This is a genomic window from Agrobacterium sp. 22094 (assembly GCF_052046015.1).
In the GTDB taxonomy this organism is placed as follows: Bacteria; Pseudomonadota; Alphaproteobacteria; order Rhizobiales; family Rhizobiaceae; genus Agrobacterium; species Agrobacterium cavarae.
In genome coordinates this window covers 702,001-724,710 of the sequence record NZ_JBQEPX010000001.1, presented here as the reverse complement: position 1 = coordinate 724,710, position 22,710 = coordinate 702,001, and the positions used below count along the sequence as shown (strand labels likewise).

Genomic DNA, 22,710 nt, shown 5'->3' with positions numbered 1-22,710 from the left:
TACGCAGGAAAAGGATCAGAAACTTTCTTTCAGCCACTGCCCCACACGGGCGATCCGCCCGCTGCCCATTCCAAACGGCGAGAACATTCCGCTCTGCGCCGCGTGAATTTCAATGTCCGCGATCTGCGGATAGATCATCAATCCGCAAGCCGTGGAAAAGGCCGGGCCCTTGGCCGCAACCGGCAGGCCCGCCACGCCCATCGGACGACCGATGCGCACATTGCGAGCCAGAATGCGACGCGCCGTTTCCGGCAGACCGGTGAGCTGGCTTGCGCCACCCGTCAGCACCACGCGCTTGCCCACGATCGGGCTGAAACCGGACTTCTGGATACGGTCGCGGATCAGTTCGAGCGTCTCTTCGATACGAGCGCGAATGATGCGACTGACCAGTGCCTTCGAAACCTGCGATGGCTGATCGCGATCATCCTCGCCGATCGGCGGAACGGCGATCATCTCGCGATCGTCCACGCCACCATTGGCAAGCGAGGAACCGTGAACGACCTTCAGACGCTCGGCGTCCTCGATGCGCGTGGAAAGACCACGTGCGAGGTCGGTGGTGACGTGATGACCGCCAAGACCGATAGCATCCGTGTGAACCAGGCGACCTTCGGCGAAAACCGAAATCGTCGTGGTGCCGCCGCCCATGTCGATGGCAGCGCAACCGAGTTCGACTTCGTCATCCACGAGTGCCGCAAGACCGCTGGCATAGGGAGTGGCAACAATGCCTTCGACCGACAGGTGTGCGCGGTTGATGCAGAGCTCGAGGTTCTTCAGCGCCGTGCGCTCAGCAGTGACAACATGCATGTCCACGCCAAGCAGGTCGCCATACATGGAAAGCGGATCGCGAATGCCACGCTCGCCATCCAGAGAATAGCCCGTCGGTAGAGAATGCAGGATCGCGCGATCCTGGCGCAGCGACTGCTGGCTTGCGGCAATCAGGACCTTGCGCAGATCGCCGGCTTCCACTTCCTGGCCGCCGAGATCGATGGAGGCAGTGTAGATATCGCTTGCCAGACGGCCAGCCGACACATTGACGATCAGGCTGTCGACTGTCAGGCCCGCCATGCGCTCGGCCGCATCGACGGCAAGACGAATGACGCCTTCCAGCGCATCGAGATCGGCGATCACACCGGATTTCACGCCACGCGAGCGCTGATGACCAATGCCGATCACATCCACCTTATGGGTGCGACCGGGCAGAACTTCACTCTCCTGACGCGGGGTCAGGCGGCCGATCATGCAGACCACCTTGGTGGAGCCGATATCGAGAACCGAAACCACATGGTTGCGCTTCGACGACAAGGGCTTCAGGCGCGGAAGACCGAACTGAGAAGAACCGAATAAGCTCATGTGCTCTTCTCCGCTTTCTTGAGGGCTTTGCTGCGGGCGTCAACGGCAGTCTGGCGACGCTCGGCCGCACCTTCCGTCAACTGCACCGTGGTGCGGTCGGAAAGGCGCAGGTCAACTGCTGCGACATCGCGCGAGAGGATTTTTTGCTCCATGTCGAGGCGAGCAAGAAGCTGCAGCGCCTTCGGCACATTTTCTTCCGGCAACTTGACGACGATCCCGTTGTCGAGATGCAAATCCCACCGGCGACCGGCGACGCGCACATAAGCGCGAACGCGGTTGCGGATTTCCGGCCAGTCGGCCAACTCGTCGACGAAACCTGCGGCACCCGTTTCGGCGTCACGACCGACGAACAGCGGCAAGCCGGCATATTTGTTGTCCCGCAACGGCGCGATCACGCTGCCGCTCTTTTCGATCAGCGAGAGTTCCGAACCGTGCTGCCAGATGCCGAAAGCCTGGCGCTCCTTCAGACGAACTTCGATCGTCTTCGGATAGACCTTGCGCACTTCGACATCTTCGACCCAGGGAAGCTCGGTCAGCTTCTTGCGGGCTGCATTGACGTCAAGCGCGATCAGCGACGTCGCGCCATCGAGACCGAGAAGCTGAAAGACTTCGATCTCCGACGTCTGCAGATTGCCGGAGACTTTCACGTCTTCGACGGCAAAACCGGCAGCAGAGGTCGTCGCCTGAGCGACCAGTTCCGTGTGGCCACCAAGCGACATGCCATAGAGACCAACGGCAGAGAAAAATACCAGCGTCGATGCCGTACCGGTGTGAGCCGGAATGTGAATGCGCCCCGTCGCAAGGCTGGCGCAAAAACGGAACACACGACGCAGCGGACGCGGAAGGACGAGGCGATCGTCCGCACTGACCGATGCGCTGTTCGCACGTTTTTTAGCTGTCGATCTTTTGCCGTTTACCGCAAGCACGACGCGTCCTCCACCATCCACCGGACAAGCTCACCAAAGGAACGGCCCTGATGAGCCGCCATTTCGGGCACGAGGGAGGTTGGCGTCATGCCCGGCTGGGTATTGATTTCCAGCCAGATAAGTTCGCCATCTTCTGAGAAACGGTCGTCGTAGCGAAAATCCGAACGGCTCACGCCACGGCAGCCAATCACCTGATGCGCCATGACTGCCAATGATTGGATTTTTTGGTAAATATTCGGTGAAATTTCCGCCGGGATGACATGCTTTGAGCCACCCTTGGCGTATTTCGCGTCGTAATCGTAAAAATTATGGCCGAGCGGCACCACTTCCGTGACACCGAGAGCTTCGCCATTCATCACGCCGCAGGTCATTTCACGGCCATGAACATAGCGCTCGACCATGACCGAATCACCATAACGCCATTCGGTCGAGCCCAGCACTTGCGGAGGATGAGATTGATCTTCCTTGACGATGACGACACCGAAGCTCGAGCCTTCGCGGACCGGCTTGACGACGTAAGGCGTCGCCATCGGATGCTCTGAACCGATATCGAAACGGTTCATCAGCTTTTCAGCAGCGACAGGAATGCCAGCGGCAGCGGCAATCTTCTTGGACTGCGACTTGTTCATCGCCAGAGAAGACGCCGCGACACCCGAATGCGTATAGGGAATTTCCAGATATTCCAAAATGCCCTGGATCGTACCGTCTTCACCGAATGGACCATGCAGCGCATTGAAGGCGACATCGGGCCTGATATCCGCAAGAACGGCAGCGATGTTACGGTCGACATCCACACGCGTGACCTTATAGCCCTCGCCTTCCAGCGCGGACGCGCAAGCCTCTCCCGACGAGAGGCTGACCGGCCGCTCCGCAGAAAACCCACCCATAAGAACAGCTACGTGCTTGCCGCTCATAAAAACCTCTAACACCTGAAATTTCAGACGAGGCACCGGAACCGGAATGGTTCGCGATTCTCTCGCCCGACCCGTACGAGACACTTAAACGTCATTAAGGTTAACGAAGCGTTTACTTTCCTTAACCGAGACGGCCCGCGATGCGATTTTTGTTAAAGAATCACATGAGGCACGGATTCCTTCCTTGGAATCAGAGTGTTGCGGTCGATGCAAGATTCAGAATTTCAACCGGACCAAATAAAATCGTTGCGCGGAGTTTGAGCATCGGCATCGAAAGCAAGATCGATTCGTTAAGATCGCCGGCTTGTCCCCAGGGTTTTTGACACCGCCTCGCGACACCGTTCGTCACGCCGATCACGGGCAAACGACAATCCGGTTGAAGTCGCCACGAACGGAAACACCCTGCCTTCCCTCGTATTTTTTGCTGCTTATTGCGCTTTAAGCGTTTCAAAGGATCGAAAATTGCGTTAACGCAACCGCAGCCTCTTGAAGGTCATAAGTCCTACTTAACAATGGAACGAATATAATGACTGACGCGATATCGCCTGTATCGCCGACAGCTGACAAGCCGAACGATGTAAAGACAAATTCGCCTGCACGAGTTCTCACTGCCAGCCTGGTCGGCACGACCATCGAATTCTTCGATTTCTACGTTTATGCGACCGCAGCCGTGCTCGTGTTTCCGACGCTGTTCTTCCCCAACAGCGATCCGATGACGGCGCTGCTTGCATCCTTCGCTACCTTCTCGATCGCCTTCTTTGCCCGTCCGCTCGGCGCGCTGGTGTTCGGCCATTACGGTGACCGCGTCGGCCGCAAGACAACGCTCGTTGCGGCTCTTCTGACGATGGGCATTTCCACCGTCGTGATCGGCCTTCTGCCATCTTATGAGACCGCCGGCGTTCTCGCTCCGCTGCTGCTTGCACTGTGCCGTTTCGGTCAGGGCTTCGGCCTCGGCGGCGAATGGGGCGGTGCCGTTCTTCTGGCAACGGAAAACGCGCCTCCTGGCAAACGCAACTGGTACGCAATGTTCCCGCAGCTTGGCGCACCGGTCGGTCTCTTCCTGTCCTCCGGCATCTTCTGGCTGCTGCTGCATGTCATGTCGAATGAAGCGCTGATCTCCTGGGGCTGGCGTATTCCGTTCATCGCCTCGACGCTGCTGATCGCCGTTGGTCTGTGGGTCCGTTTCTCCATCTCGGAAACACCTGCCTTCCAGAAGGCCATCGACAAGCATGAGCGCGTTGCGGTGCCTGCCAAGGAGATCTTCACCAAGTACAAGCGCAGCCTGTTCCTCGGCACCTTCGTAGCACTCGTCACCTTCGTGCTGTTCTACATCGCAACCGCCTGGCTGCTGTCCTACAACGTCAAGGTTCTGAAGATCCCCTTCCTCGACGCGCTGGAAATCCAGATTCTCAGCGCCGTCGTCTTCGGCATCTTCATTCCGCTGACCGGCATCGTCGGTGACAAGGTCGGTCGTCGCCTGTCGCTGATCGTCATCACGGTCCTGATTGCTGCCTTCTCCTTCCTGCTTCCGGTTCTGCTGGGCGGCGGTGAAGCAGGCGTTGCGATCTTCGCGGCTTCTGCGATGGCGCTTATGGGCATGACCTATGCGCTGATCGGTGCAGCACTCGCGGCACCCTTCCCCACCAGCGTGCGCTACACCGGCGCATCGCTGACCTTCAACTTCGCAGGCATCGTCGGCGCCTCGCTCGCTCCTTACATCGCGACGTGGCTGCAGACGACTTACGGCATGGCAGCCGTCGGCTACTATCTGGGCCTTGCTGCCGTCATCACGCTGATCTGCATCCTCGCCTCCGGCAAGGACGAAGTATAAGCGATCCGGATAAGGGCGGCGCATCATCATCGATAGTGCGCCGCTTGAAGCCTGAATCAAGCTCACAAAAAAGCCCGCGAAGTTTCTGACTTCGCGGGCTTTTCTTTGATTGCTAATGACGGCGCCTATGCGCCGAGAAACGGCTCGACTTCCCGGCCTGGCATGAAAAGCCCAAGGCGCTTGATTTCCCATTCCAGCCGAATGCCGGAATTTTCGAAGACCCGCTTGCGCACGGCTTCACCGAGATATTCGAGATCGTAGCCCGTCGCGTGGCCGGTATTGATCATGAAGTTGCAATGCAGCGACGACATCTGTGCGCCGCCGATCACCATGCCGCGACCACCCGCCTCGTCGATCAGTTCCCAGGCGGAATGACCTTCCGGGTTCTTGAAGGTGGAGCCGCCCGTCTGTTCGCGGATCGGCTGAACCGTCTCGCGGTGATGACGCACAGCGTCCATGTCGGCGCGGATCTTCGCACGGTCTTCCGGATAGCCCTCAAACAGCGCACCGGTGAAGATCAGATCCTTGTCCGCGCCCGAGTGGCGGTAGCTATACTGCATATCGGCATTGGAGAGCACATGGCTGTTGCCCTTTCGATCCAATGCGTAGACTTCGACAACGCGATCGCGGGTCTCGCCACCATTGGCGCCGGCATTCATGCGCAGCGCACCGCCGATGGAGCCTGGAATGCCGTAGTAGAAATGGAAGCCGCCAATGCTGTTGTCCATTGCCATGGCAGCGATATGCTTGTCCGGGCAGATGGCACCGGCCTTGATGCGGTTCTCACCCGCAAGCTCCACCTGACCGAAACCCTTGGCGGACAGACGTACGACCACGCCTGGAATGCCGCCATCACGCACGAGCAAGTTGGAACCGACACCAACGACTGTCAGCGGAACATCGTCCGGCAGAAGCTTGAGGAAGGTGATGAGATCATCCGTATCGTGGGGCTGGAACATCAATTCCGCAAGACCACCGGCCCTGAACCACGTCACGCGGTCCATTGGCGAGTCCGGCGTCACACGTCCTCTTAGTTCCTTTACTCCGTCGCCGAGCCTTCCCAGCAACTTTACCCCATCCACCTGTCTCATGCAGACTTTCCTGAAATGCTATCCAATTCCGAGGGCAGCGCCGCCGCCCACTGCGTAATATTACCAGCCCCCAAGAGAACCACGAAATCACCCGGATTCGCAATGGCTGCGACCGTCTTTGCCAGATCGTCGCGCGAGGCGAGGTATCGGGCATCGCGATGTCCCGCAGCTCTGGTTGCGGAAACCAGCGTCTCGGAGTTCACGCCCTCGATGGCATCTTCACCCGCAGCATAAACCGGAGCAAGAAGAATCGTGTCCGCATCGTTGAAGCAATGGGCGAAATCCTCGAAAAGGCTCGACAGGCGCGTAAAGCGGTGAGGCTGATGCACGGCGATGATACGGCCCTGGCAGGCCTCACGTGCGGCCTTCAACACCGCCTTGATTTCCACCGGATGATGACCGTAATCGTCGAAGACCTGAACGCCGTTGGATTCCCCCGTCAGCGTGAAGCGACGCTTGACCCCACCGAAGGAGCCGAGCCCCTTCTTGATATCGGCCTCTGAAATGCCAAGGCGGTTGGCAACGGCGATCGCCGCCGTGGCGTTCGAGATATTGTGACGGCCGGGCATCGGCAGGACGAGATCCTTGAAGGAAAACACCTTGCCCGTGCGGCGACGGCGGATCTCCACGTCGAAGATGGACTTTGTCCCGTCGATGCGGACATTGGAGAAGCGCACATCGGCCTGCGGGTTCTCACCATAGGTGATGACCTTGCGGTCCTCGATCTTGCCGACCAGAGTCTGTACTTCTGGATGGTCGAGGCACATGACGCCGAAGCCATAGAATGGCACGTTTTCCACGAATTGGCGGAAGGCTTCGCGAACGGCTTCGAAATTGCCGTAATGGTCGAGATGCTCCGGGTCGATATTGGTCACGACCGCCACATCGGCGGGAAGCTTCAGGAAGGTGCCATCGGACTCATCGGCCTCCACCACCATCCACTCACCCTCGCCCATGCGGGCATTGGTGCCATAGGCGTTGATGATGCCGCCATTGATGACGGTCGGATCGAGATTGCCGGCTTCCAAGAGCGTCGCCACCATGGAGGTCGTCGTGGTCTTGCCATGCGTCCCGCCAATGGCGATCGCATTGCGAAAGCGCATCAGTTCGGCCAGCATTTCGGCCCGGCGAACGATCGGCAGGTGCTTTTCGCGCGCCGCAACCAGTTCCGGATTGTTCTTCTTGATGGCGGTCGACACGACGACCACTTCCGCATCACCCAGGTTCTCGGCCTTGTGACCGACGAAAACCTCGATACCCTTGTCACGCAGACGCTGCACATTGGCGCTGTCCGCCTGATCGGACCCTTGGACGCGATGGCCGAGATTGTGCAGCACCTCGGCAATGCCGCTCATGCCGATGCCGCCAATTCCGATGAAATGGACAAGACCGATGGCTTTCGGCATCTTCATGGATGCACTCCTTCATTCTTCGATTTGAATTGCTGAACGCTTGTCCCTGCGGCAATCGCCTCGACAAGATCGGCAAGGCGCTTGGCGGCATCCGGCTTGCCGGTTGCCTTGGCGGCAGCGGCAGTCTTCTCCAGTCGCGCCGGGTCGTTCATCGCATCCGCCAGCAGAGCAGAAAGTGCTTTTGGCGAAAGCTCGGGCTGCTTGATGACGCTGGCACCGCCTGCGGCAGAAAGAGCCGCCGCATTGGCCGCCTGATCGTGATCGAGAGCGTGCGGATAGGGAACGAGCACCGAAGGCCGTCCGATCACGGAAAGCTCAGAGACGGTCGAAGCGCCGGATCGGCTGATCACCAGATCGGCTTGCGCAATCCGTTCGGCCATATCGCCAAAGAAGGGCGAGATATCCGCCTTCACGCCAAGCTTCTTATAGGATTCGACAACGCTGTCCTTGTCCTCGACGCGCGCCTGCTGGGTCAGTTTGATGCGGTTGCGCAGATCGTTGGGCAAAAGGCAGATCGCCGCCGGAACGGCTGCCGAGAAAAACTGCGCGCCCTGGCTTCCGCCAAACACCACGAGGTTGAAATCTTCACCCGCCTGAGATGGCGTATAGGCAATCTCGGCAGCAGACAGCACCGCAGGGCGAACAGGGTTGCCCGTCATGACGATCTTGTCACCGAACTCGCCCTGGTTCTCCGGCAGGAAGCCCCCGGCGATCGCCTTAACCCGCTTCGCCAGCGCCTTGTTGGCGCGGCCCATGACGGCATTTTGTTCATGCAGCAGCGAAGGAACACCCATGCCGGTCGAGGCGAGAAGCGGCGGCACTGTCGGATAGCCGCCGAAACCAACGACAGCAACCGGCTTCAAGCGCGTCATCAGCTTGCGCGCAGAGCGAAGACCGGTCCAGAGCGTGGCAAGCGCCTTGATGACGCGGATCGGGTTCTTCGAGCCGATCGTCGCAGACGGCACGACGTGAATTTCGTCGGCAGGAAATTTGCCCGCATAGCGCTCGGCACGGCTGTCGGTCACCAGATGCACGGAGTAACCGCGCGCCTTCAACTCATAGGCAAGTGCCTCCGCCGGAAAAACATGGCCGCCGGTTCCACCGGCGGCAAGCAAAACGATACCCTTGCTCATCACTCTTTTACTCCGCAGGAAGACCCGCGCCGACGCGGAAGAAGCTGCGCTCCTGTGCGCGCTTCTCGGGCCTGTGTCGTGTCAGCGCCAGCAGGAAGCCAGCCGTCACGCATATCGCCATCATCGAAGAACCGCCATAGGAAATCAGCGGCAGCGTCATGCCCTTGGCCGGCATGAGTTCGAGATTAACGCCGATATTGATCATCGACTGGATACCGATCTGGAGAACCAGACCAGCCACCGCAAAGCGGACGAAATCGTCCTTTTCCTTGAAGGCGTGGCTTAAGCCGCGCAGCACGATGAAGGCGAAGATCGCAACCAGGGCCATGCAGAAGACGATGCCGAACTCTTCCGCAGCAACGGAGAAGATGAAGTCGGTATGGCTATCGGGAATGATGCGCTTGACGATGCCTTCACCCGGTCCCTGGCCGAACCAGTCGCCGCGAATGATCGCTTCACGCGCCGTGTCCACCTGGAACGTGTCGCCCTCACCCGTCCAGAAACGGTCGATACGACCCGCAACGTGCGGCAGCATCAGATAGGCGGTGACGATGCCGCCGACGCCAAGACCGCCAAGCATGATGATCCAGAACCACGGCACACCAGCCATGAAGAACATGCCGCCCCAAACGACGGATGTCAGAATCGTCTGCCCGAAGTCCGGCTGTGCAATCAGAAGGGCTGCAACAATGCCGAAGGTGATGATGGCGAAAAGATTGCCAGGAATTTCCGGATGACGAGCGCGCTCGGCAAAAAGCCAGGCGCAGACGATGACGAAGGCCGGCTTCATAAATTCGGATGGCTGGATGGAAAAGCTGCCGATTGAAATCCAGCGGCGAGCACCCTTGACCTCGATGCCGAAGAACAGAGCGAAGATCATCATCAGCAGTGAGGCGATCAACAGCACGATGGCGACGCGCCGCACCTGGCGCGGCGACAGAAACGACAGACCGATCATGATCGCCAGCGACGGGACGATGAACATCGCCTGGCGCTCGACGAAGAAGAAGCTGTTGAGACCGATGCGCTCGGCAACTGCGGGGGACGCAGCAAAGGACAACATCAGGCCAATGCCGATGAGAGCAATGAAGGCCGCCAGGAAAAAGCGGTCGATTGTCCAGAACCACTCCGCGACTGGACCGCGGTCAGTACGGCTTACCATGTCTTCAGTGCTCCTTTTGCACTTCCACCAGCATCGTCACACCATCGAGTGCAGCGACGTGGGAAACGAACGAATCACCACGTATTTCAAAATTCTTATATTGATCGAAACTTGCGCAAGCCGGGGAAAGCACCACGACATTGCCGCTCGCACCATCGGCAAGGGCATCGGTCGCGGCATGCTGTACCGCCTTGTCCAGCGTACCGGAGATCTCGTAAGGCACCGCCTCACCCAGCGTCGCAGCAAATTCCGCCGCCGCCTCGCCGATCAGATAGGCCTTGGCGATGTGGGGAAAGAGCGGTGACAGGCTGGTGATGCCGCCGGCCTTGGGCAAGCCGCCGGCAATCCAGTAAATCCGGTCGTAGCTCGAGAGCGCCGGTGCCGAAGCGTCTGCATTGGTCGCCTTGCTGTCATTAATGAAGGTGACATTGCCACGCCGCCCAACGGGCTGCATGCGATGCTTCAGGCCCGGGAACGATGTCAACCCTGCCCTCACCTCATCTTCGGAGATGCCGACCGCCAGGCAAGCCGCGATCGCAGCGGCCGCGTTCTGGGCATTGTGGCTGCCGCGCAGCGTCTGGATGCCGTCAAGATCGACGAGCAGCGACGACGTGCCACCCGCGGCCTTCATGATCCGGCTGCCTTCGGCATAAAGCCCCTCCGCCACGACATTGCGCTTGGAGATCCGCGTGACGTTCACGCCAGCACGTTCTATGCGATCGGCAATCAGCGTGCAGTAGCTATCATCGACACCGACGATGGCGGTATCGCTTCCTGCAACCAGACGCTCCTTCACATCGGCATAATGCTGCATCGTGCCGTGGCGATCGAGATGATCCGGCGTCAGGTTGAGCAGAATACCAGCGGTCGGGTTCAATGTCGGAGCGAGATCGATCTGATAGGACGAGCACTCGACGACATAGAAGCGTTCTGCTTTCGGCGGGTCGAGGCTGAGAACAGCCGTGCCGATATTGCCGCCAAGCTGTGTGTCGCGACCTGCCGATTTCAGAATATGCGCAATCAATGCCGTCGTGGTGGATTTGCCATTGGTGCCGGTGATGGCAATGAATGGGCAATTCGACGCATGCGCGCGGCGTTCGCGAACGAAAAGCTCGATATCGCCGATTACCTCGACGTCCGCCGCCTTGGCAAGATCCACAGACCAGTGCGGCTTCGGATGTGTCAACGGCACGCCCGGCGCCAGCACGAAAACGGCAAGCTTCGACCAGTCCAGCGTGCGCAGGTCAGCAGTCGGAATACCCTCGCTTTGCGCCTTAGCAACACTGTCAGGGTTGTCATCAAAGGCAACGACATCGGCGCCGCCGGCGACCAGGGCCTTGGCGGTCACGAGGCCGGAGCCACCAAGACCAAAGAGAGCAACCTTCTTGTCCGCAAGTGAGGTGACGGGGATCATCACTTACCTCAGCTTCAGTGTCGCGAGGCCGAGCATGGCCAGACCGACGGAGATGATCCAGAAGCGGATGACCACTTGGCTTTCCGTCCAGCCCTTCTTTTCGAAATGGTGGTGGATCGGCGCCATCAGAAACACGCGCCGTCCGGTGCGCTTGAACCAGAAGACCTGGATGATGACCGAGAGCGTCTCCATGACGAACAGACCCCCGACGATCACCATCACGATCTCATGCTTGACCGCGACGGCGATGGAGCCGATCAGGCCGCCAAGCGCCAGAGAACCGGTGTCGCCCATGAAGATGGCCGCGGGCGGCGCATTGAACCAGAGGAAGCCGAGACCGGCACCGATCACGGCACCGACGATCACCGCAAGCTCACCGGTTCCGGGCACGAAGTTGATCTGAAGGTAGTTCGCAAAGATCGCATTACCGACGAGATAGGAAATCACGCCGAAGGTCGCAGCCGCAATCATCACCGGCACGATGGCAAGACCATCGAGACCATCGGTCAGGTTGACCGCGTTACCGGCCGCGACGATGACGAAAGCGCCGAAGAGAACGAAGAAGTAGCCGAGATTGATCACGAATTCCTTGAAGAAGGGAAAGGCGACCGAGCTTCCAAGCGTTCCGCCATGCGGTGCCGTGGCAAGCGCAATCTTCATCATGAAGAAGGTGGCGATGGCAGCAATAACGAATTCGATGCCGAGACGCGCCTTGCCGGAAAAACCCTTGTCGCTCTGCTTGGTCACCTTCAGGTAGTCGTCATAAAAGCCAATGGCACCAAAGCCGAGCGTTACCAGAAGAACCGCAACCACATAGACATTCGACAGATCGCCCCAGAGCAACGAGCCCCCGAGGATGCCTGCGAGGATCATCAAGCCGCCCATGGTCGGCGTACCGGCCTTCTTGAAGTGGGTCTGCGGGCCATCGGCGCGGATCGGCTGACCCTTGCCCTGGCGAATTCGCAGCGAATTGATAATGGCCGGTCCAAACAGGAAGACGATGAGAGCGGAGGTGAAGAGCGCTGCACCCGCCCGGAACGTGATGTACCTGAACAGGTTGAAGATTTGAATTTTGTCCGACAGTTCAACGAGCCAGATCAGCATGTTTGCCCTTTCGAAAGGCGGTCGAAGCGGCGGGCGGGAGGTAAGGCCAGCGCCGCTTCAAGGTCCTTGTTTCCGTATCGAGCGCAGAAAGCCGAAGATTTCGGGCTTTCAGGCTTCCTAATTCTGGCGCTCCGTCTCGGGGAATGCCGGATACTTGTCAAGAAGAGCCGAGACAATCTTGCCAAAACCGATGCCAAGTGACGATTTTATCATCACCACATCGCCCGGCTGCACCCATTTCAACACGAAGTCAGCCAGCTCAGCGGTCGTCGGGAACCAGGACACATTGACGCTTTCGGGAAGCGCATCGCGAAGATGCGCCATCGATTCTCCGGCAAGCCACACATGTTCGATGCCGGCAGACAGGATCGGGCCGGATAGCTCTTCATGCACCTCCGCGGTAAACTCGCCCATCTCCAGCATGTCGCCGAGAACCGCAATGCGCCGTCCGTTGCCGCGCACTTCCGACTGCGCCAGAAGCGCAATCGCCGCGCGCATGGAGGCCGGGTTGGCGTTATAGCTCTCGTCGATCAGAAGGAACGACCCATCGCCAACCGACAGGCGGTGGCGCTCTCCCCTGCCCTTGACGGCTCGAAGATCGCCAAGCGCATGGAAAGCACGATCGAGATTGGCACCGGTCACAGCGACAACGCCAAGGGCAGCCATGGCATTCTCTGCGACATGACGACCCGGCGTGCCGATATTCAGTTCGCTGGTCTCGCCATTGATGATCGCCCAAATGGTCGAGCCGTTCGGCGTGCTTTCGAAATCAGCAAGCCGGAAGTCGGCCTTGGCGTGCTGGCCGAAAGTCAGAATATGGTCGATGCCGACATGAAGTGCTGCCGCCTCGAGCCGCTCGAATTGCGCATTGTCGCGGTTGAGGATCACCGCACCGCCGGGCAGAACACCCTCGAAAATTTCAGCCTTTGCGTCGGCAATTTCTTCGAGACTGTTGAAGTTGCCGAGATGCGCCGCCGCAATGGTGGTGATGATGGCCACATGCGGCTTCACCTGCTTTACCAGCGGACGGATTTCGTTCGGATGGTTCATGCCCACTTCGAACACGCCGAATTCGGTATCGGCGGGCATACGCGCCAGCGTCAGCGGTACGCCCCAGTGATTATTGAAGGACGAGACCGCCGCATGCACCTTGCCCGATGGGGCCAGCACCTGCCGCAGCATTTCCTTGGTCGTCGTCTTGCCCACCGAGCCGGTCACCGCAATGATGCGTGCCGAGGTTCTTTCACGCGCAGCAACACCAAGCTTGACGAGGGCGGAGAGAACGTCATCGACGACGATCATCGGCACCGTCAGGCGTCCAAGTGCCGGCAGCTTGGCCTCGGCGACGACCATCAGGCTCGCGCCATTGGCAACGGCAAAACTTGCATAATCATGGCCGTCGACGCGGTCGCCCTTGATGGCGAAGAAGGCTTCGCCCTGCTGCACCGTGCGGCTGTCGATGGAAATTCCCGTGATACCTTGCGGCAGATTGCCGACCGGACGTCCCGACGTAACGGCAATCATGTCCGCAACTGTCCATAACCAGTTCAAATCTTCAATCCTTCCAGCGCCGAACGCACCTGTTCATGGTCCGAAAACGGCAGCGTCACGCCGCCGATGATCTGACCTTCCTCGTGCCCCTTGCCCGCAACGATCAATGTGTCTCCATTCCCCAGCATCGACACGGCATGGCGGATCGCCTCTGCGCGGTCTGCAATTTCCACGGCACCGGGTGCCGCTGCCATGATCTCGGATCGAATGGTGGCAGGCTCCTCGGAGCGTGGATTGTCGTCCGTCACGATCACCACATCCGAAAGCCGGGTAGCTACCTCGCCCATGATCGGACGCTTGCCCTTGTCGCGATCACCGCCGCATCCAAACACGGTGATGATGCGGCCCGAGGTGAAGGGACGCACAGAGGTCAGCACGTTTTCCAGCGCATCGGGCTTATGGGCATAATCCACATAAGCCAGCGCGCCGTTCTTCGTCTGTCCGACGAGTTCGAGACGACCGGCAGCGCCGATCAGCTTTTCCAGCGCCTTCATGGCCACCGGTGCGGACACGCCGGTCGACATGGCAAGACCCACCGCAACCAGCGCATTAGCAACCTGGAAATCGCCCGCAAGCGGAATGTCCACCTCGTGGATTGCGCCTTCGTGATGCACCTCGATCATCTGCTTGTGGCGGAAGTGCTCGACACGCTTCAACGCCAGATAATCGCCCTTACGGCCAACCGTGCGCACATCGTGACCGGCCTTTGTCGCCACCTCAATCGCCTGAGCCGACCATGGATCGTCGGCAAAGATGACGACGGGTGAGCCCTTCGGCAGCAGCGTATCGAACAGCCGCATCTTCGCGGCCATATAGTCCTCGACCGTCGGATGGTAATCCATATGGTCGCGACCGAGATTGGTAAAACCGGCAGCAGAAAGTTTCACGCCATCCAGACGACGCTGATCAAGACCGTGGCTGGATGCCTCCATTGCCGCATGGGTCACGCCTTCCGATGCCAACTCGGCCAGAAGCGCATGCAGCGAAACCGGGTCGGGCGTCGTCAGCGAACCATATTCTTCGCGGCCGGGCGCAATCACGCCCGTCGTGCCGATCTGCGCGGCTGGATGACCGGCGAAAGCCCAGATCTGTCGGGTGAAGGACGCAACCGACGTCTTGCCGGCCGTGCCGGTGACGGCAACCATCGTCTCAGGCTGCTTCCCATAGAAGCGGGCAGCAGCGAGCGCGAGATACAATCTTGGATCGGAAACGACGAGAACCGGCACATCTGCGGAAACGGGCTGGCCCGAAACGATTGCGGCAGCACCCTTGGCAACCGCGTCCTGCACGAAGATCGCGCCATCCGCCTTGTTGCCGGAAACGGCGACGAAGAGCGCGCCCGGCTCGACCTTGCGGCTGTCCGCCGTGATCGAGGTGATGGTCAGCGCTCCGGCATCTGCGCGAAGCAATTCATTCAGTTCCGGAAACGACTGTCCCGATAGATCTCGCAAATTCATTGATGTGTCCGTCATGTCCCCCCGACGCGAATCGCCGGTCCATCATAAGCTGTACCAATCAATAAGACACGAGCAAGGCCGAGCCATCCTTGCCGAACTTCGGCTTGACGCCGAGGATCGCAGCCGAGCGGGTGATGATGTCATGCACCATCGGGGCCGCGGACGTGCCTGCAAGTGCCGCACCATTGCCCTTGTCCGTCTTCGGTTCGTCGATGAAGGAGAGAACCACATATTCGGGCTTATCCATCGGGAAGGCCGATAGGAAAGCGTTGAAGTTCTTGTCGTGGACATAGCGGCCATTGACCACCTTGTCGGCCGTTCCGGTCTTTCCGCCAACGTTGAAGCCTTCGACGCGGGCGTTGCGGCCAGAACCATTGACGCCGTTCCATTCGAACAGAAAGCGCATGTCGCGGCTGGTGGTCGGCTTGATCACCTGCTTCGCCACAAGGTCGGCCTGTTCGACGGTGCGTGGCAGGAAGGTTGGTTCGATCAGCTTGCCGCCATTGACGAGGGCCGCACCGGCAATCGCCGTCTGCAGCGGCGTGGTCGATACACCGTGGCCGAAGGAGATCGTAATGGAGTTGATCTTCTTCCACTGGCGCGGCTGTGTCGGCATCGCCACTTCCGGCAATTCCGTCTGCATCCGGGACAGCAGGCCAAGGCGCGTCAGGAACTCCTTATGCCCCTCGGTCCCAACCGTATCGGCAATTTTCGCCGTACCGATGTTGGACGAGTACTGGAAGATTTCCGGTACCGACAAGATGCGTCCCTTGCCGTGGAAGTCCTTGATGGTGAAGCCACCGATGCGGATCGGGAAGCGCGCATCGAAGGTGGAGCCGAGCGAGATGCCGCCTTCGTCCAGACCCATGGCGATGGTGAAGGACTTGAAGGTCGAGCCCATTTCGAACGTACCGTTCGACATGCGGTTGAGCCAGCCTTCCTTGGCGCCTTCCGCCGGGTTGTTCGGATCGTAGTCCGGCAGCGACGCCATGGCGAGGATTTCGCCCGTATGCACGTTGATGACAACGGCGCCTGCGCCAATCGCCTGGAACTTTTGAATGGCATTGACCACCACTTCGCGCACGATCGCCTGGACGCGCAGATCGATGGAAAGCTTCACCGGCTCAAGTGGCTGGTCGGAGGTCATGCCAAGCGCTGTCAGATCGGCCAGCCCCTGGCTGTCGAGATAGCGCTCCATGCCGGCAACGCCGCGGTTGTCGATGTTCACGTGACCGACGACGTGGGCCGCCGTCGGGCCACCCGGATAGAAGCGGCGCTTTTCGGGACGGAAACCGATGCCGGGAATGCCAAGCGCCAGGATCTGGCTCTGCTGCTTCGGCGTCAACTGACGGCGCAACCACTGGAAGCGCGAATTGTTCGTCAGCTTCTGATAGGTGCCGCGCGTGTCGAGATCGGGCAGAACGGTGCGCAGCTTCTCGATCGCCTCATCCACGTCAACGATGCGATGCGGTTCGGCAAACAGCGACACGGTGCGGATATCGGTGGCCAACACTTCGCCATTGCGATCCAGAAGATCTGGACGCGAGGCCATCAGCCTGTCGGCGGGCGCAATACTGGAAACGGTTTCCTGCTGGGCCAAGCCGTATTGCACCAGACGACCGCCGATGACGCCATAGAAGCAGACGAAGCCGAAGATCAACAGGCCAACGCGGCTCTTGGCCTGCGAAGCGCGCTTCTTGCGTGCGCCCTCGAAGGCAGCATGGTCCGCCCCACCGATCGTGCTGGCGGAGAAATGGGCCTTGCTCTTCAAAACCATGACGCGAGAGAGAAAAGACATCAGTCCACCGATCCTGTTATCGTTTCATCCATTTCGCCGGACTCGTCGCCAATCGGCGCTTTCGCAGCAGGCATTGGCTGCTTGGGCACACGGGCCACATGCGAGCGCGGTGCCGGTGCCGGAACAGGCTTACCGCCAGTGGCGACGATCTGGCCGGCAGGTGCCGATTTCGGCTTGGCACCACCAAGTGTGGCGCCCGGCTTCGAGCCGTTGACCGCAGCAGCAATCACATCCTCGACGCTCATGCCCTCCGGCTCTGGCGGCTGGGGCAGTTGCGAACGCAACATGGGCAGCTCCTGCGGCTGTGCGAGTTGCGTTGGCAGCGTCGGCGTCAATTGAAGATCGGCCTGATAGGCATTGACCAGACGATGCAACCGGTTCGGCTGTGTCAGAAGCGCCCAGTCGGCGCGCAGAAGATCGATCGTATCGCGCTCGAGTTTGATTTCGGCTTCAAGCTTCTTGACGGATTCAAGCTTGAGATCGGCCTGGTGCTTGATGGAATAGGTGACGACGGCCGCTGACACCATCACGCCGACGAGAATGAGGTCGAGTGTGCGCAGCATGTCAGCCTCCCATCTTTTCAAGGCTGGCGAGATCGGGAAGTTCGAAAATGGAAATGTCTGCCGGACGCGCCGGAGCGGTGGTACGAATGCCAGCGCGCAGCTTGGCGGAACGGGCGCGCGGGTTCAACTCTGCCTCTTCCTCGCTGGCTGCAATCATCGGCTTGCCGAGCGAATCGAAGATCGCCGGCTTGTCTTCCACCATCGGCATGTGGCGAGACCCTGCCGCGCGACCGGAACGGTCGGCGAAGTACTTCTTCACGATACGGTCTTCCAGCGAGTGGAAGGTGACGACAACGAGGCGTCCGCCGGGTTTCAACACCTGTTCGGCCGCAAACAAGGCCTTTGCCAGCTCGCCCAACTCGTCATTGACGAAGACGCGCAGCGCCTGGAAAACGCGGGTTGCCGGATGGATCTTGTCCTTCGCCTTGCGCGGCGTGACGATTTCGATCAGCCCGGCAAGGTCGCGCGTCGTGCGGAAGGGCTCTTCCGCGCGCTTCTTTTCAATGGCACGGGCAATGCGTCCTGACTGCTTTTCTTCACCCAGAAAACCGAAGATCCGGATCAGATCGCCGACCTTGCAGCGATTGACGACATCGGCCGCAGAGACGCCGGATGCCGACATGCGCATGTCGAGCGGTCCGTTTTTCTGGAAGGAGAAGCCGCGCTCGGCCTCATCGATCTGCATGGAGGAGACACCGATATCCAAGACGACGCCATCGAGGCCTTGTGCAGGCGCATGCGCTGCCAGATCGGAAAACTGCGATTGAATAAGAGAGAGCCGCCCGCCATTGGCGGCAACCATCGGCTGGCCGCCAGCGATGGCAGTCGGATCACGATCAAGAGCAATGACATTCGCACCGCGCTCGAGGATCGCCTGGGTATAGCCGCCAGCGCCGAATGTACCGTCGAGAATGACCTTGCCTTCAGCGGGATCGAGCGCGCTTAGAACTTCGCGAAGGAGAACCGGAATGTGGCGAACAGGTCCGCCACCGGCATCAGAAGATCGTCCGCCAGAATTCGCCGCCATTCCGTGTCCCCGCCTTATACGGGACGAACAGCAGAAAAACTGCGCCCCGTTCTTGCCGCCGTCTGCGCCTCGTGAAACGCTTCCGGCTGCCACAACTGAAAATGATCCGCCCGACCGACAAAGGTCACTTCGGTGGTGATAGCGGTGAAGTCCCGGATGAAATCCGTGACCATCAACCGCCCTTCCCCGTCGAGCTTCATGAACACGCCGCCACCGTGAACCAGCAGCGACATTGCATTGGCTTCCGGCGAAAACGCATCCATCGACGCGATCTGCCGCTCGTAGCGATCCAACAGGTCCGGCCCGCCAATGCTGATGGCCGGAAAAGCGAAATCCTGAAGACAATAAAGCTCCTGGATGTCGCGTTGTGCCAGCACCGAACGAAACGCGGATGGAACCGAAACGCGCCCCTTGGCGTCGATCCTGTTCGTCACGTTCGATAAAAAGCGCCCCATATGACAACTCGCCAGAAACGCCTGAAGCCGCATGCTCAGGCGACACCGATACGCACGACAAATCGCTGACCGGCAGAACAAAAAGTCCTGCAGCCTTGGAAAGGCCTTGTCTCCGTTTCAGCGATTGCGGGTCAAAAACACGACCCCTTGTGGTGTGCATTTGGGATACCATGGGACACTATGGGCGTCAATGGGAGAAGGCGGCGCGAACCGACTTCGGATTCGAATATTCATATCCCGTTAAGTTTAACGAATGGTTTACCGGCAACCGTTTCACGCGGCATCTCTGCCTTCCGTAACGGAAGTTTTAATGAAAAATAATTGAACGATAACAATGACCTATTGCGGTCGCCGGAATCGGCTTCGCATGAGGAGTGAAAAAGAGAGAAATCGCCAGTTGGCCTGTAAGCCGGGTTCTGTATGGCCCCGGTTTGACCCGGAACGTGGCAGCCATTCATCTGGGACGACATTTGCATGCCGCCTCGCGCAACCCACCCGGATGACTCGCCCAGAAACAGGCTGTAGGCGCTGCTTTCGCGGCACCCCACGTCATCCCTATTCGGTCTTGCTCCCGGTGGGGTTTACCATGCCACCCCTGTTACCAGCGGCGCGGTGGGCTCTTACCCCACCCTTTCACCCTTACCACCTGAAAGGTGGCGGTCTACTCTCTGCGGCACTTTCCCTAGGGTCGCCCCCGCCGGACGTTATCCGGCACCGTGTTTCCGTGGAGCCCGGACTTTCCTCACCTTACCGTCTTTCGACATTGGTAAAGCGCGGCTGCCCGGCCAACTGGCACGCGCTCCTTAGACGGGTTCAAGATGAAAAGCCAACGGAAAATCGCCACAAGTTGGGCTGCGGTTAAAGGGAGCCGCCAGACTTACGAGGCAAAGACCGGTGCGAAATCCGTCTCGTAACCTTCGCCCGCGATATGGCCTTGGGCCAACAGCAACGCGCCGAGCCGCCCGATCTCATCTGAACTCTTTGCGGCTGCGCCACAGCCGCCGGTCAGAACCGCAATCCGCTCCGACCCGCAATAACCGATCGCCGGATAGCCGCTTGGCGTATAGGATGTGACGCAGGCCGCCATCGACAGTCGTGTCACATCGATGCTGGGAACAAGCATCTCTATGATTGCTGCGAAATTATTCCGCACCTCAGGCTTTCCGCCAGTCCGGAACCAGGCGCGGATCTCCGCATCCGTACCGAGCAGAATATTTTCCGGATCGCCGCCAATCTTCAGATAGGCCTTGCCATCGGGATAGACGACCGGCGGCAGAAGATAGATATGCTTGGTAGGGTCACTCGGCTCATAGATCAGCGACGGCATTTCTGAAAAGCCTCGAAGATCGGCATCATCGACCTCGAAGAATGCAACGGTGCGAGCATACACCTTCATCGAAAGTGCCTGCGGCAACAGCCCTTCCGCAATCGAAAATCCGCCCGCAGCCACGAGCACCTTTTCCGCCGTGTAGCTTTTGCCGGAGGCAGTGGTGACAGTCGCCACACCGCCCGCGTCCCGAACCGAAACGACAATATCGTCATAGCGCGTCACACCGCGCTTTTCCGCTGCCAGGATTTGCGCCCGCACCAGTTCGCGTGGATTGATGTGACCGGCATTGCGCCGTTCGAAGACACCTTCGCAACCGCTTTCGAAGGAAAAATACGGGAAGCGCTGGATCAGCTCGGCATCCCCAAAAACGTCGGTATCCACCCCAAGCGTCTCGGCCGCAGCGCAGACATTCTCGATATAGGGTACACCCGTGCCACGCGCCTTGCCGACGATCAGACAACCAACCTCGTGGTAAAAGCCTATCCCGCTCTCGCGCTCGATCTCCCGGTAGCGCTCAATCGAGCGATTGGCGAGCCGCGCCCAATCCGCATCGTCATCGATGGTCCGCGTGATCCGCGCCGCATCGTAATGGCTGGCAAACACGCCTTGATGATTTTGGATGTCGGCTGGCTCATGCGGCCCGATCAGCGCCACTCCATCCGATTCGAGAGACAGATGCCGGGCAGCAGCAGCCCCCATCATGCCCGCACCGACGACGATATATTTGAACTGCGCTGCCATAACTACTCTCAACCGATTTCAGATTCTGCGTCAAAGACTTGTAGCGGCTTCCTGATTCACTGCCAGAGGGATTTGAGTGTCTTGATGAAGGACTACCTCCGGACACATGGGCCGTCAGACGAACACCGGCGCCATCTGCGCTGCAAAATTGTCCTCGCTCAACTGCCCCTCAAGAAGAAGCACCGCCCCCAGCCGGCCAATCTCATCGGAAGATTTCGCCGAAACGAAATTGCCACCTGTCAGCACCGCAATATTGGAAGACGACGTGTAGCCGATATAGGGATAGCCGGTGCGGGTAATGGAGGCAACGCAGGAGCCGGACGTCACGGGACATCCTGCGAGAGCAGGCATCAACTCGATGGCGCGACGGACAAGGAAATCCACCTCACTTGCGGTCCCGTCGGAATGGAACCACTGGACCGCCTGATCGAGCGTTTCCAGCCTGCCCTTTTCGCTCTCCCCGCCAATCTTCAAATAGACCTTGCCATCCGGATATCGAACGGGTGGCAGGATGTAGACGATGTCGTCTTCGCTCGCCGCCAGCACAATGGTGGAGGGCATGCCGGCAAAGGCTTCCTGCTTCTCCTCGTTCAGTTCGAAGAAGGCGATGGTGCGGCCTGTTGCCGTCATGTCCACTTTAACAGGCAGAATGTCGGCCATATTGGTGAAGCCGCCCGCTGCGACGATTACCTTCTCCGCCGTGTATCGATGGCCCTCCAAGGTCTCTATTTCGACGCCTGAACCGCCATCGAAGACCTTCACCACCGTCTGACGAAGGATCGAGGCACCCTGTTGCCCGGCAATCGTGATTTGAGCCTTCACCAAGGCGCGTGGATTGACGTAACCGGCATTGTGCGGCTCGAACCAGCCACGATGATCACCCGGCAGAGAGAACATTGGGAAACGAGAGGAAAGCGCGTCCGGCTCGTAGGTCTCGACTGTCAGACCCAGCGCGTCTTTCCTGCTCATGGCGCCCGAGACATAATCACCGCCCAGCCCATTGCCATTGCCGGTGAAGAGGCAGCCCACCTCGTGGTAAAACCGGATGCCGCTCTTTCGCTCGATCTCGGCATATCGTTCGATCGAGCGCTTCGCGAGTTCCGCCCATACCGGGTCGCCGTCAAAACCGCGCGTGATCCGCGCCTCATCATAATGGCTGGAAAAGACGCCGTAGTGGCTCTTGCGGTCTGTGGGTTCGGCAGGACCAATCAGCGCCACGCCGTCCGTCTGCGAAGAAAGATGGCGTGCCGCAGCAGCCCCCATCATTCCAGCTCCGATCACGATGTATCTGAAGTCGGTCATCCTGCGCTCCCTCGTAGAGCGCCGTGCGTCCTATTGGACGCACAAAGGACGCTTTCCCTTTTTGACTCGACGCATCGTGCTTGCCGAAAATCGTATCCGATTTTCGGGCCTATGCTGCCGCCGTTCTCGACTAACAAAATCTGCCGGCA

General features: G+C 59.4%; 18 protein-coding genes and 1 other RNA gene. 1 reads left to right on the top strand and 18 read right to left on the bottom strand.

Going from position 1 to position 22,710, the window contains the following annotated elements:
• Window positions 1-15: 15 nt before the first annotated feature.
• From ftsA to ACTJK5_RS03405, 3 genes are read right to left on the bottom strand one after another with little or no spacing between them, the layout of a single operon-like run.
• Window positions 16-1,350: a cell division protein FtsA gene (gene ftsA, locus ACTJK5_RS03415; protein ID WP_062426528.1), complete on the bottom strand. Its 1,335-nt coding sequence runs from the start codon at window positions 1,348-1,350 to the stop codon at window positions 16-18.
• The gene (locus ACTJK5_RS03410) at window positions 1,347-2,276 is read right to left on the bottom strand and encodes a cell division protein FtsQ/DivIB (RefSeq protein ID WP_313555313.1); all 930 of its coding nucleotides are present in this window, start codon (window positions 2,274-2,276) and stop codon (window positions 1,347-1,349) included. Before ACTJK5_RS03410 ends, ftsA begins: the two co-directional genes overlap by 4 nt.
• Complete coding sequence (locus tag ACTJK5_RS03405) at window positions 2,264-3,190, bottom strand: D-alanine--D-alanine ligase (protein ID WP_440611844.1); 927 nt, start codon at window positions 3,188-3,190, stop codon at window positions 2,264-2,266. The genes ACTJK5_RS03410 and ACTJK5_RS03405 overlap by 13 nt, the downstream gene beginning before the upstream one ends.
• A gap of 526 nt (window positions 3,191-3,716) precedes the next feature.
• On the opposite strand from ACTJK5_RS03405, the gene ACTJK5_RS03400 reads away from it, so the two are divergent.
• Window positions 3,717-5,021 carry an MFS transporter gene (locus tag ACTJK5_RS03400; RefSeq protein WP_062426525.1) on the top strand — a complete coding sequence of 435 codons (1,305 nt, stop codon included), beginning with the start codon at window positions 3,717-3,719 and terminating at the stop codon, window positions 5,019-5,021.
• A 125-nt stretch (window positions 5,022-5,146) separates the two neighbouring features.
• Here the strand turns inward: ACTJK5_RS03400 and murB are convergent, their stop codons facing one another.
• The 15 genes from murB to ACTJK5_RS03325 all read right to left on the bottom strand — a co-directional run bounded on the left by murB (window position 5,147) and on the right by ACTJK5_RS03325 (window position 22,561).
• Window positions 5,147-6,112 (bottom strand): UDP-N-acetylmuramate dehydrogenase, encoded by a 966-nt coding sequence (gene murB, locus ACTJK5_RS03395; protein ID WP_062426524.1) that lies wholly within the window; start codon window positions 6,110-6,112, stop codon window positions 5,147-5,149.
• Window positions 6,109-7,524, bottom strand: coding sequence for a UDP-N-acetylmuramate--L-alanine ligase (gene murC, locus ACTJK5_RS03390; RefSeq protein WP_130979400.1), 1,416 nt, complete (start codon window positions 7,522-7,524; stop codon window positions 6,109-6,111). Before murC ends, murB begins: the two co-directional genes overlap by 4 nt.
• On the bottom strand, window positions 7,521-8,657 hold the full coding sequence (murG, locus tag ACTJK5_RS03385; RefSeq protein ID WP_062598587.1) for an undecaprenyldiphospho-muramoylpentapeptide beta-N-acetylglucosaminyltransferase: 1,137 nt from the start codon (window positions 8,655-8,657) through the stop codon (window positions 7,521-7,523). Before murG ends, murC begins: the two co-directional genes overlap by 4 nt.
• 7 nt (window positions 8,658-8,664) lie before the next feature.
• A complete protein-coding gene (gene ftsW, locus ACTJK5_RS03380) occupies window positions 8,665-9,819 on the bottom strand; it encodes a putative lipid II flippase FtsW (protein ID WP_062426521.1) in 1,155 nt (384 codons plus the stop codon).
• 4 nt (window positions 9,820-9,823) lie between these two features.
• Window positions 9,824-11,233 (bottom strand): UDP-N-acetylmuramoyl-L-alanine--D-glutamate ligase, encoded by a 1,410-nt coding sequence (gene murD / locus ACTJK5_RS03375; protein WP_440611843.1) that lies wholly within the window; start codon window positions 11,231-11,233, stop codon window positions 9,824-9,826.
• Between the two features lie 3 nt (window positions 11,234-11,236).
• A complete protein-coding gene (mraY, locus tag ACTJK5_RS03370) occupies window positions 11,237-12,337 on the bottom strand; it encodes a phospho-N-acetylmuramoyl-pentapeptide-transferase (RefSeq protein ID WP_062426519.1) in 1,101 nt (366 codons plus the stop codon).
• Window positions 12,338-12,454: 117 nt separating this feature from the next.
• Window positions 12,455-13,888, bottom strand: coding sequence for a UDP-N-acetylmuramoylalanyl-D-glutamyl-2,6-diaminopimelate--D-alanyl-D-alanine ligase (locus ACTJK5_RS03365; RefSeq protein ID WP_113327899.1), 1,434 nt, complete (start codon window positions 13,886-13,888; stop codon window positions 12,455-12,457).
• Window positions 13,885-15,345, bottom strand: a complete 1,461-nt coding sequence (locus ACTJK5_RS03360) for a UDP-N-acetylmuramoyl-L-alanyl-D-glutamate--2,6-diaminopimelate ligase (protein WP_440611842.1) — start codon at window positions 15,343-15,345, stop codon at window positions 13,885-13,887. The genes ACTJK5_RS03365 and ACTJK5_RS03360 overlap by 4 nt, the downstream gene beginning before the upstream one ends.
• A 58-nt stretch (window positions 15,346-15,403) precedes the next feature.
• Complete coding sequence (locus ACTJK5_RS03355) at window positions 15,404-17,143, bottom strand: peptidoglycan D,D-transpeptidase FtsI family protein (RefSeq protein ID WP_062426516.1); 1,740 nt, start codon at window positions 17,141-17,143, stop codon at window positions 15,404-15,406.
• Window positions 17,143-17,706 (bottom strand): cell division protein FtsL, encoded by a 564-nt coding sequence (ftsL, locus tag ACTJK5_RS03350; protein WP_062426515.1) that lies wholly within the window; start codon window positions 17,704-17,706, stop codon window positions 17,143-17,145. The genes ACTJK5_RS03355 and ftsL overlap by 1 nt, the downstream gene beginning before the upstream one ends.
• A gap of 1 nt (window position 17,707) precedes the next feature.
• On the bottom strand, window positions 17,708-18,733 hold the full coding sequence (gene rsmH / locus ACTJK5_RS03345) for a 16S rRNA (cytosine(1402)-N(4))-methyltransferase RsmH (RefSeq protein WP_111846920.1): 1,026 nt from the start codon (window positions 18,731-18,733) through the stop codon (window positions 17,708-17,710).
• A gap of 14 nt (window positions 18,734-18,747) precedes the next feature.
• Window positions 18,748-19,188 carry a division/cell wall cluster transcriptional repressor MraZ gene (gene mraZ / locus ACTJK5_RS03340; RefSeq protein ID WP_062426513.1) on the bottom strand — a complete coding sequence of 147 codons (441 nt, stop codon included), beginning with the start codon at window positions 19,186-19,188 and terminating at the stop codon, window positions 18,748-18,750.
• 389 nt (window positions 19,189-19,577) lie between these two features.
• An RNA gene (rnpB, locus tag ACTJK5_RS03335) (RNase P RNA component class A) lies at window positions 19,578-19,981 on the bottom strand.
• An 84-nt stretch (window positions 19,982-20,065) separates the two neighbouring features.
• Complete coding sequence (locus tag ACTJK5_RS03330) at window positions 20,066-21,259, bottom strand: NAD(P)/FAD-dependent oxidoreductase (protein WP_440611841.1); 1,194 nt, start codon at window positions 21,257-21,259, stop codon at window positions 20,066-20,068.
• 114 nt (window positions 21,260-21,373) lie between these two features.
• On the bottom strand, window positions 21,374-22,561 hold the full coding sequence (locus ACTJK5_RS03325; RefSeq protein ID WP_111846918.1) for an FAD-dependent oxidoreductase: 1,188 nt from the start codon (window positions 22,559-22,561) through the stop codon (window positions 21,374-21,376).
• Window positions 22,562-22,710: the final 149 nt, after the last annotated feature.

Bases quoted from the DNA above. Each gene is read 5' to 3' on its own strand.
- ftsL (WP_062426515.1), bottom strand. From the start codon at position 17,706: ATGCTGCGCACACTCGACCTCATTCTCGTCGGCGTGATGGTGTCAGCG.
- murG (WP_062598587.1), bottom strand. From the start codon at position 8,657: ATGAGCAAGGGTATCGTTTTGCTTGCCGCCGGTGGAACCGGCGGCCAT.
- rsmH (WP_111846920.1), bottom strand. From the start codon at position 18,733: ATGGCGGCGAATTCTGGCGGACGATCTTCTGATGCCGGTGGCGGACCT.
- mraY (WP_062426519.1), bottom strand. From the start codon at position 12,337: ATGCTGATCTGGCTCGTTGAACTGTCGGACAAAATTCAAATCTTCAAC.
- murD (WP_440611843.1), bottom strand. From the start codon at position 11,233: ATGATCCCCGTCACCTCACTTGCGGACAAGAAGGTTGCTCTCTTTGGT.
- ftsA (WP_062426528.1), bottom strand. From the start codon at position 1,350: ATGAGCTTATTCGGTTCTTCTCAGTTCGGTCTTCCGCGCCTGAAGCCC.
- ftsW (WP_062426521.1), bottom strand. From the start codon at position 9,819: ATGGTAAGCCGTACTGACCGCGGTCCAGTCGCGGAGTGGTTCTGGACA.
- murC (WP_130979400.1), bottom strand. From the start codon at position 7,524: ATGAAGATGCCGAAAGCCATCGGTCTTGTCCATTTCATCGGAATTGGC.
- ACTJK5_RS03360 (WP_440611842.1), bottom strand. From the start codon at position 15,345: ATGAATTTGCGAGATCTATCGGGACAGTCGTTTCCGGAACTGAATGAA.
- ACTJK5_RS03400 (WP_062426525.1), top strand. From the start codon at position 3,717: ATGACTGACGCGATATCGCCTGTATCGCCGACAGCTGACAAGCCGAAC.
- mraZ (WP_062426513.1), bottom strand. From the start codon at position 19,188: ATGGGGCGCTTTTTATCGAACGTGACGAACAGGATCGACGCCAAGGGG.
- ACTJK5_RS03355 (WP_062426516.1), bottom strand. From the start codon at position 17,143: ATGTCTTTTCTCTCTCGCGTCATGGTTTTGAAGAGCAAGGCCCATTTC.
- ACTJK5_RS03325 (WP_111846918.1), bottom strand. From the start codon at position 22,561: ATGACCGACTTCAGATACATCGTGATCGGAGCTGGAATGATGGGGGCT.
- ACTJK5_RS03405 (WP_440611844.1), bottom strand. From the start codon at position 3,190: ATGAGCGGCAAGCACGTAGCTGTTCTTATGGGTGGGTTTTCTGCGGAG.
- ACTJK5_RS03330 (WP_440611841.1), bottom strand. From the start codon at position 21,259: ATGGCAGCGCAGTTCAAATATATCGTCGTCGGTGCGGGCATGATGGGG.
- murB (WP_062426524.1), bottom strand. From the start codon at position 6,112: ATGAGACAGGTGGATGGGGTAAAGTTGCTGGGAAGGCTCGGCGACGGA.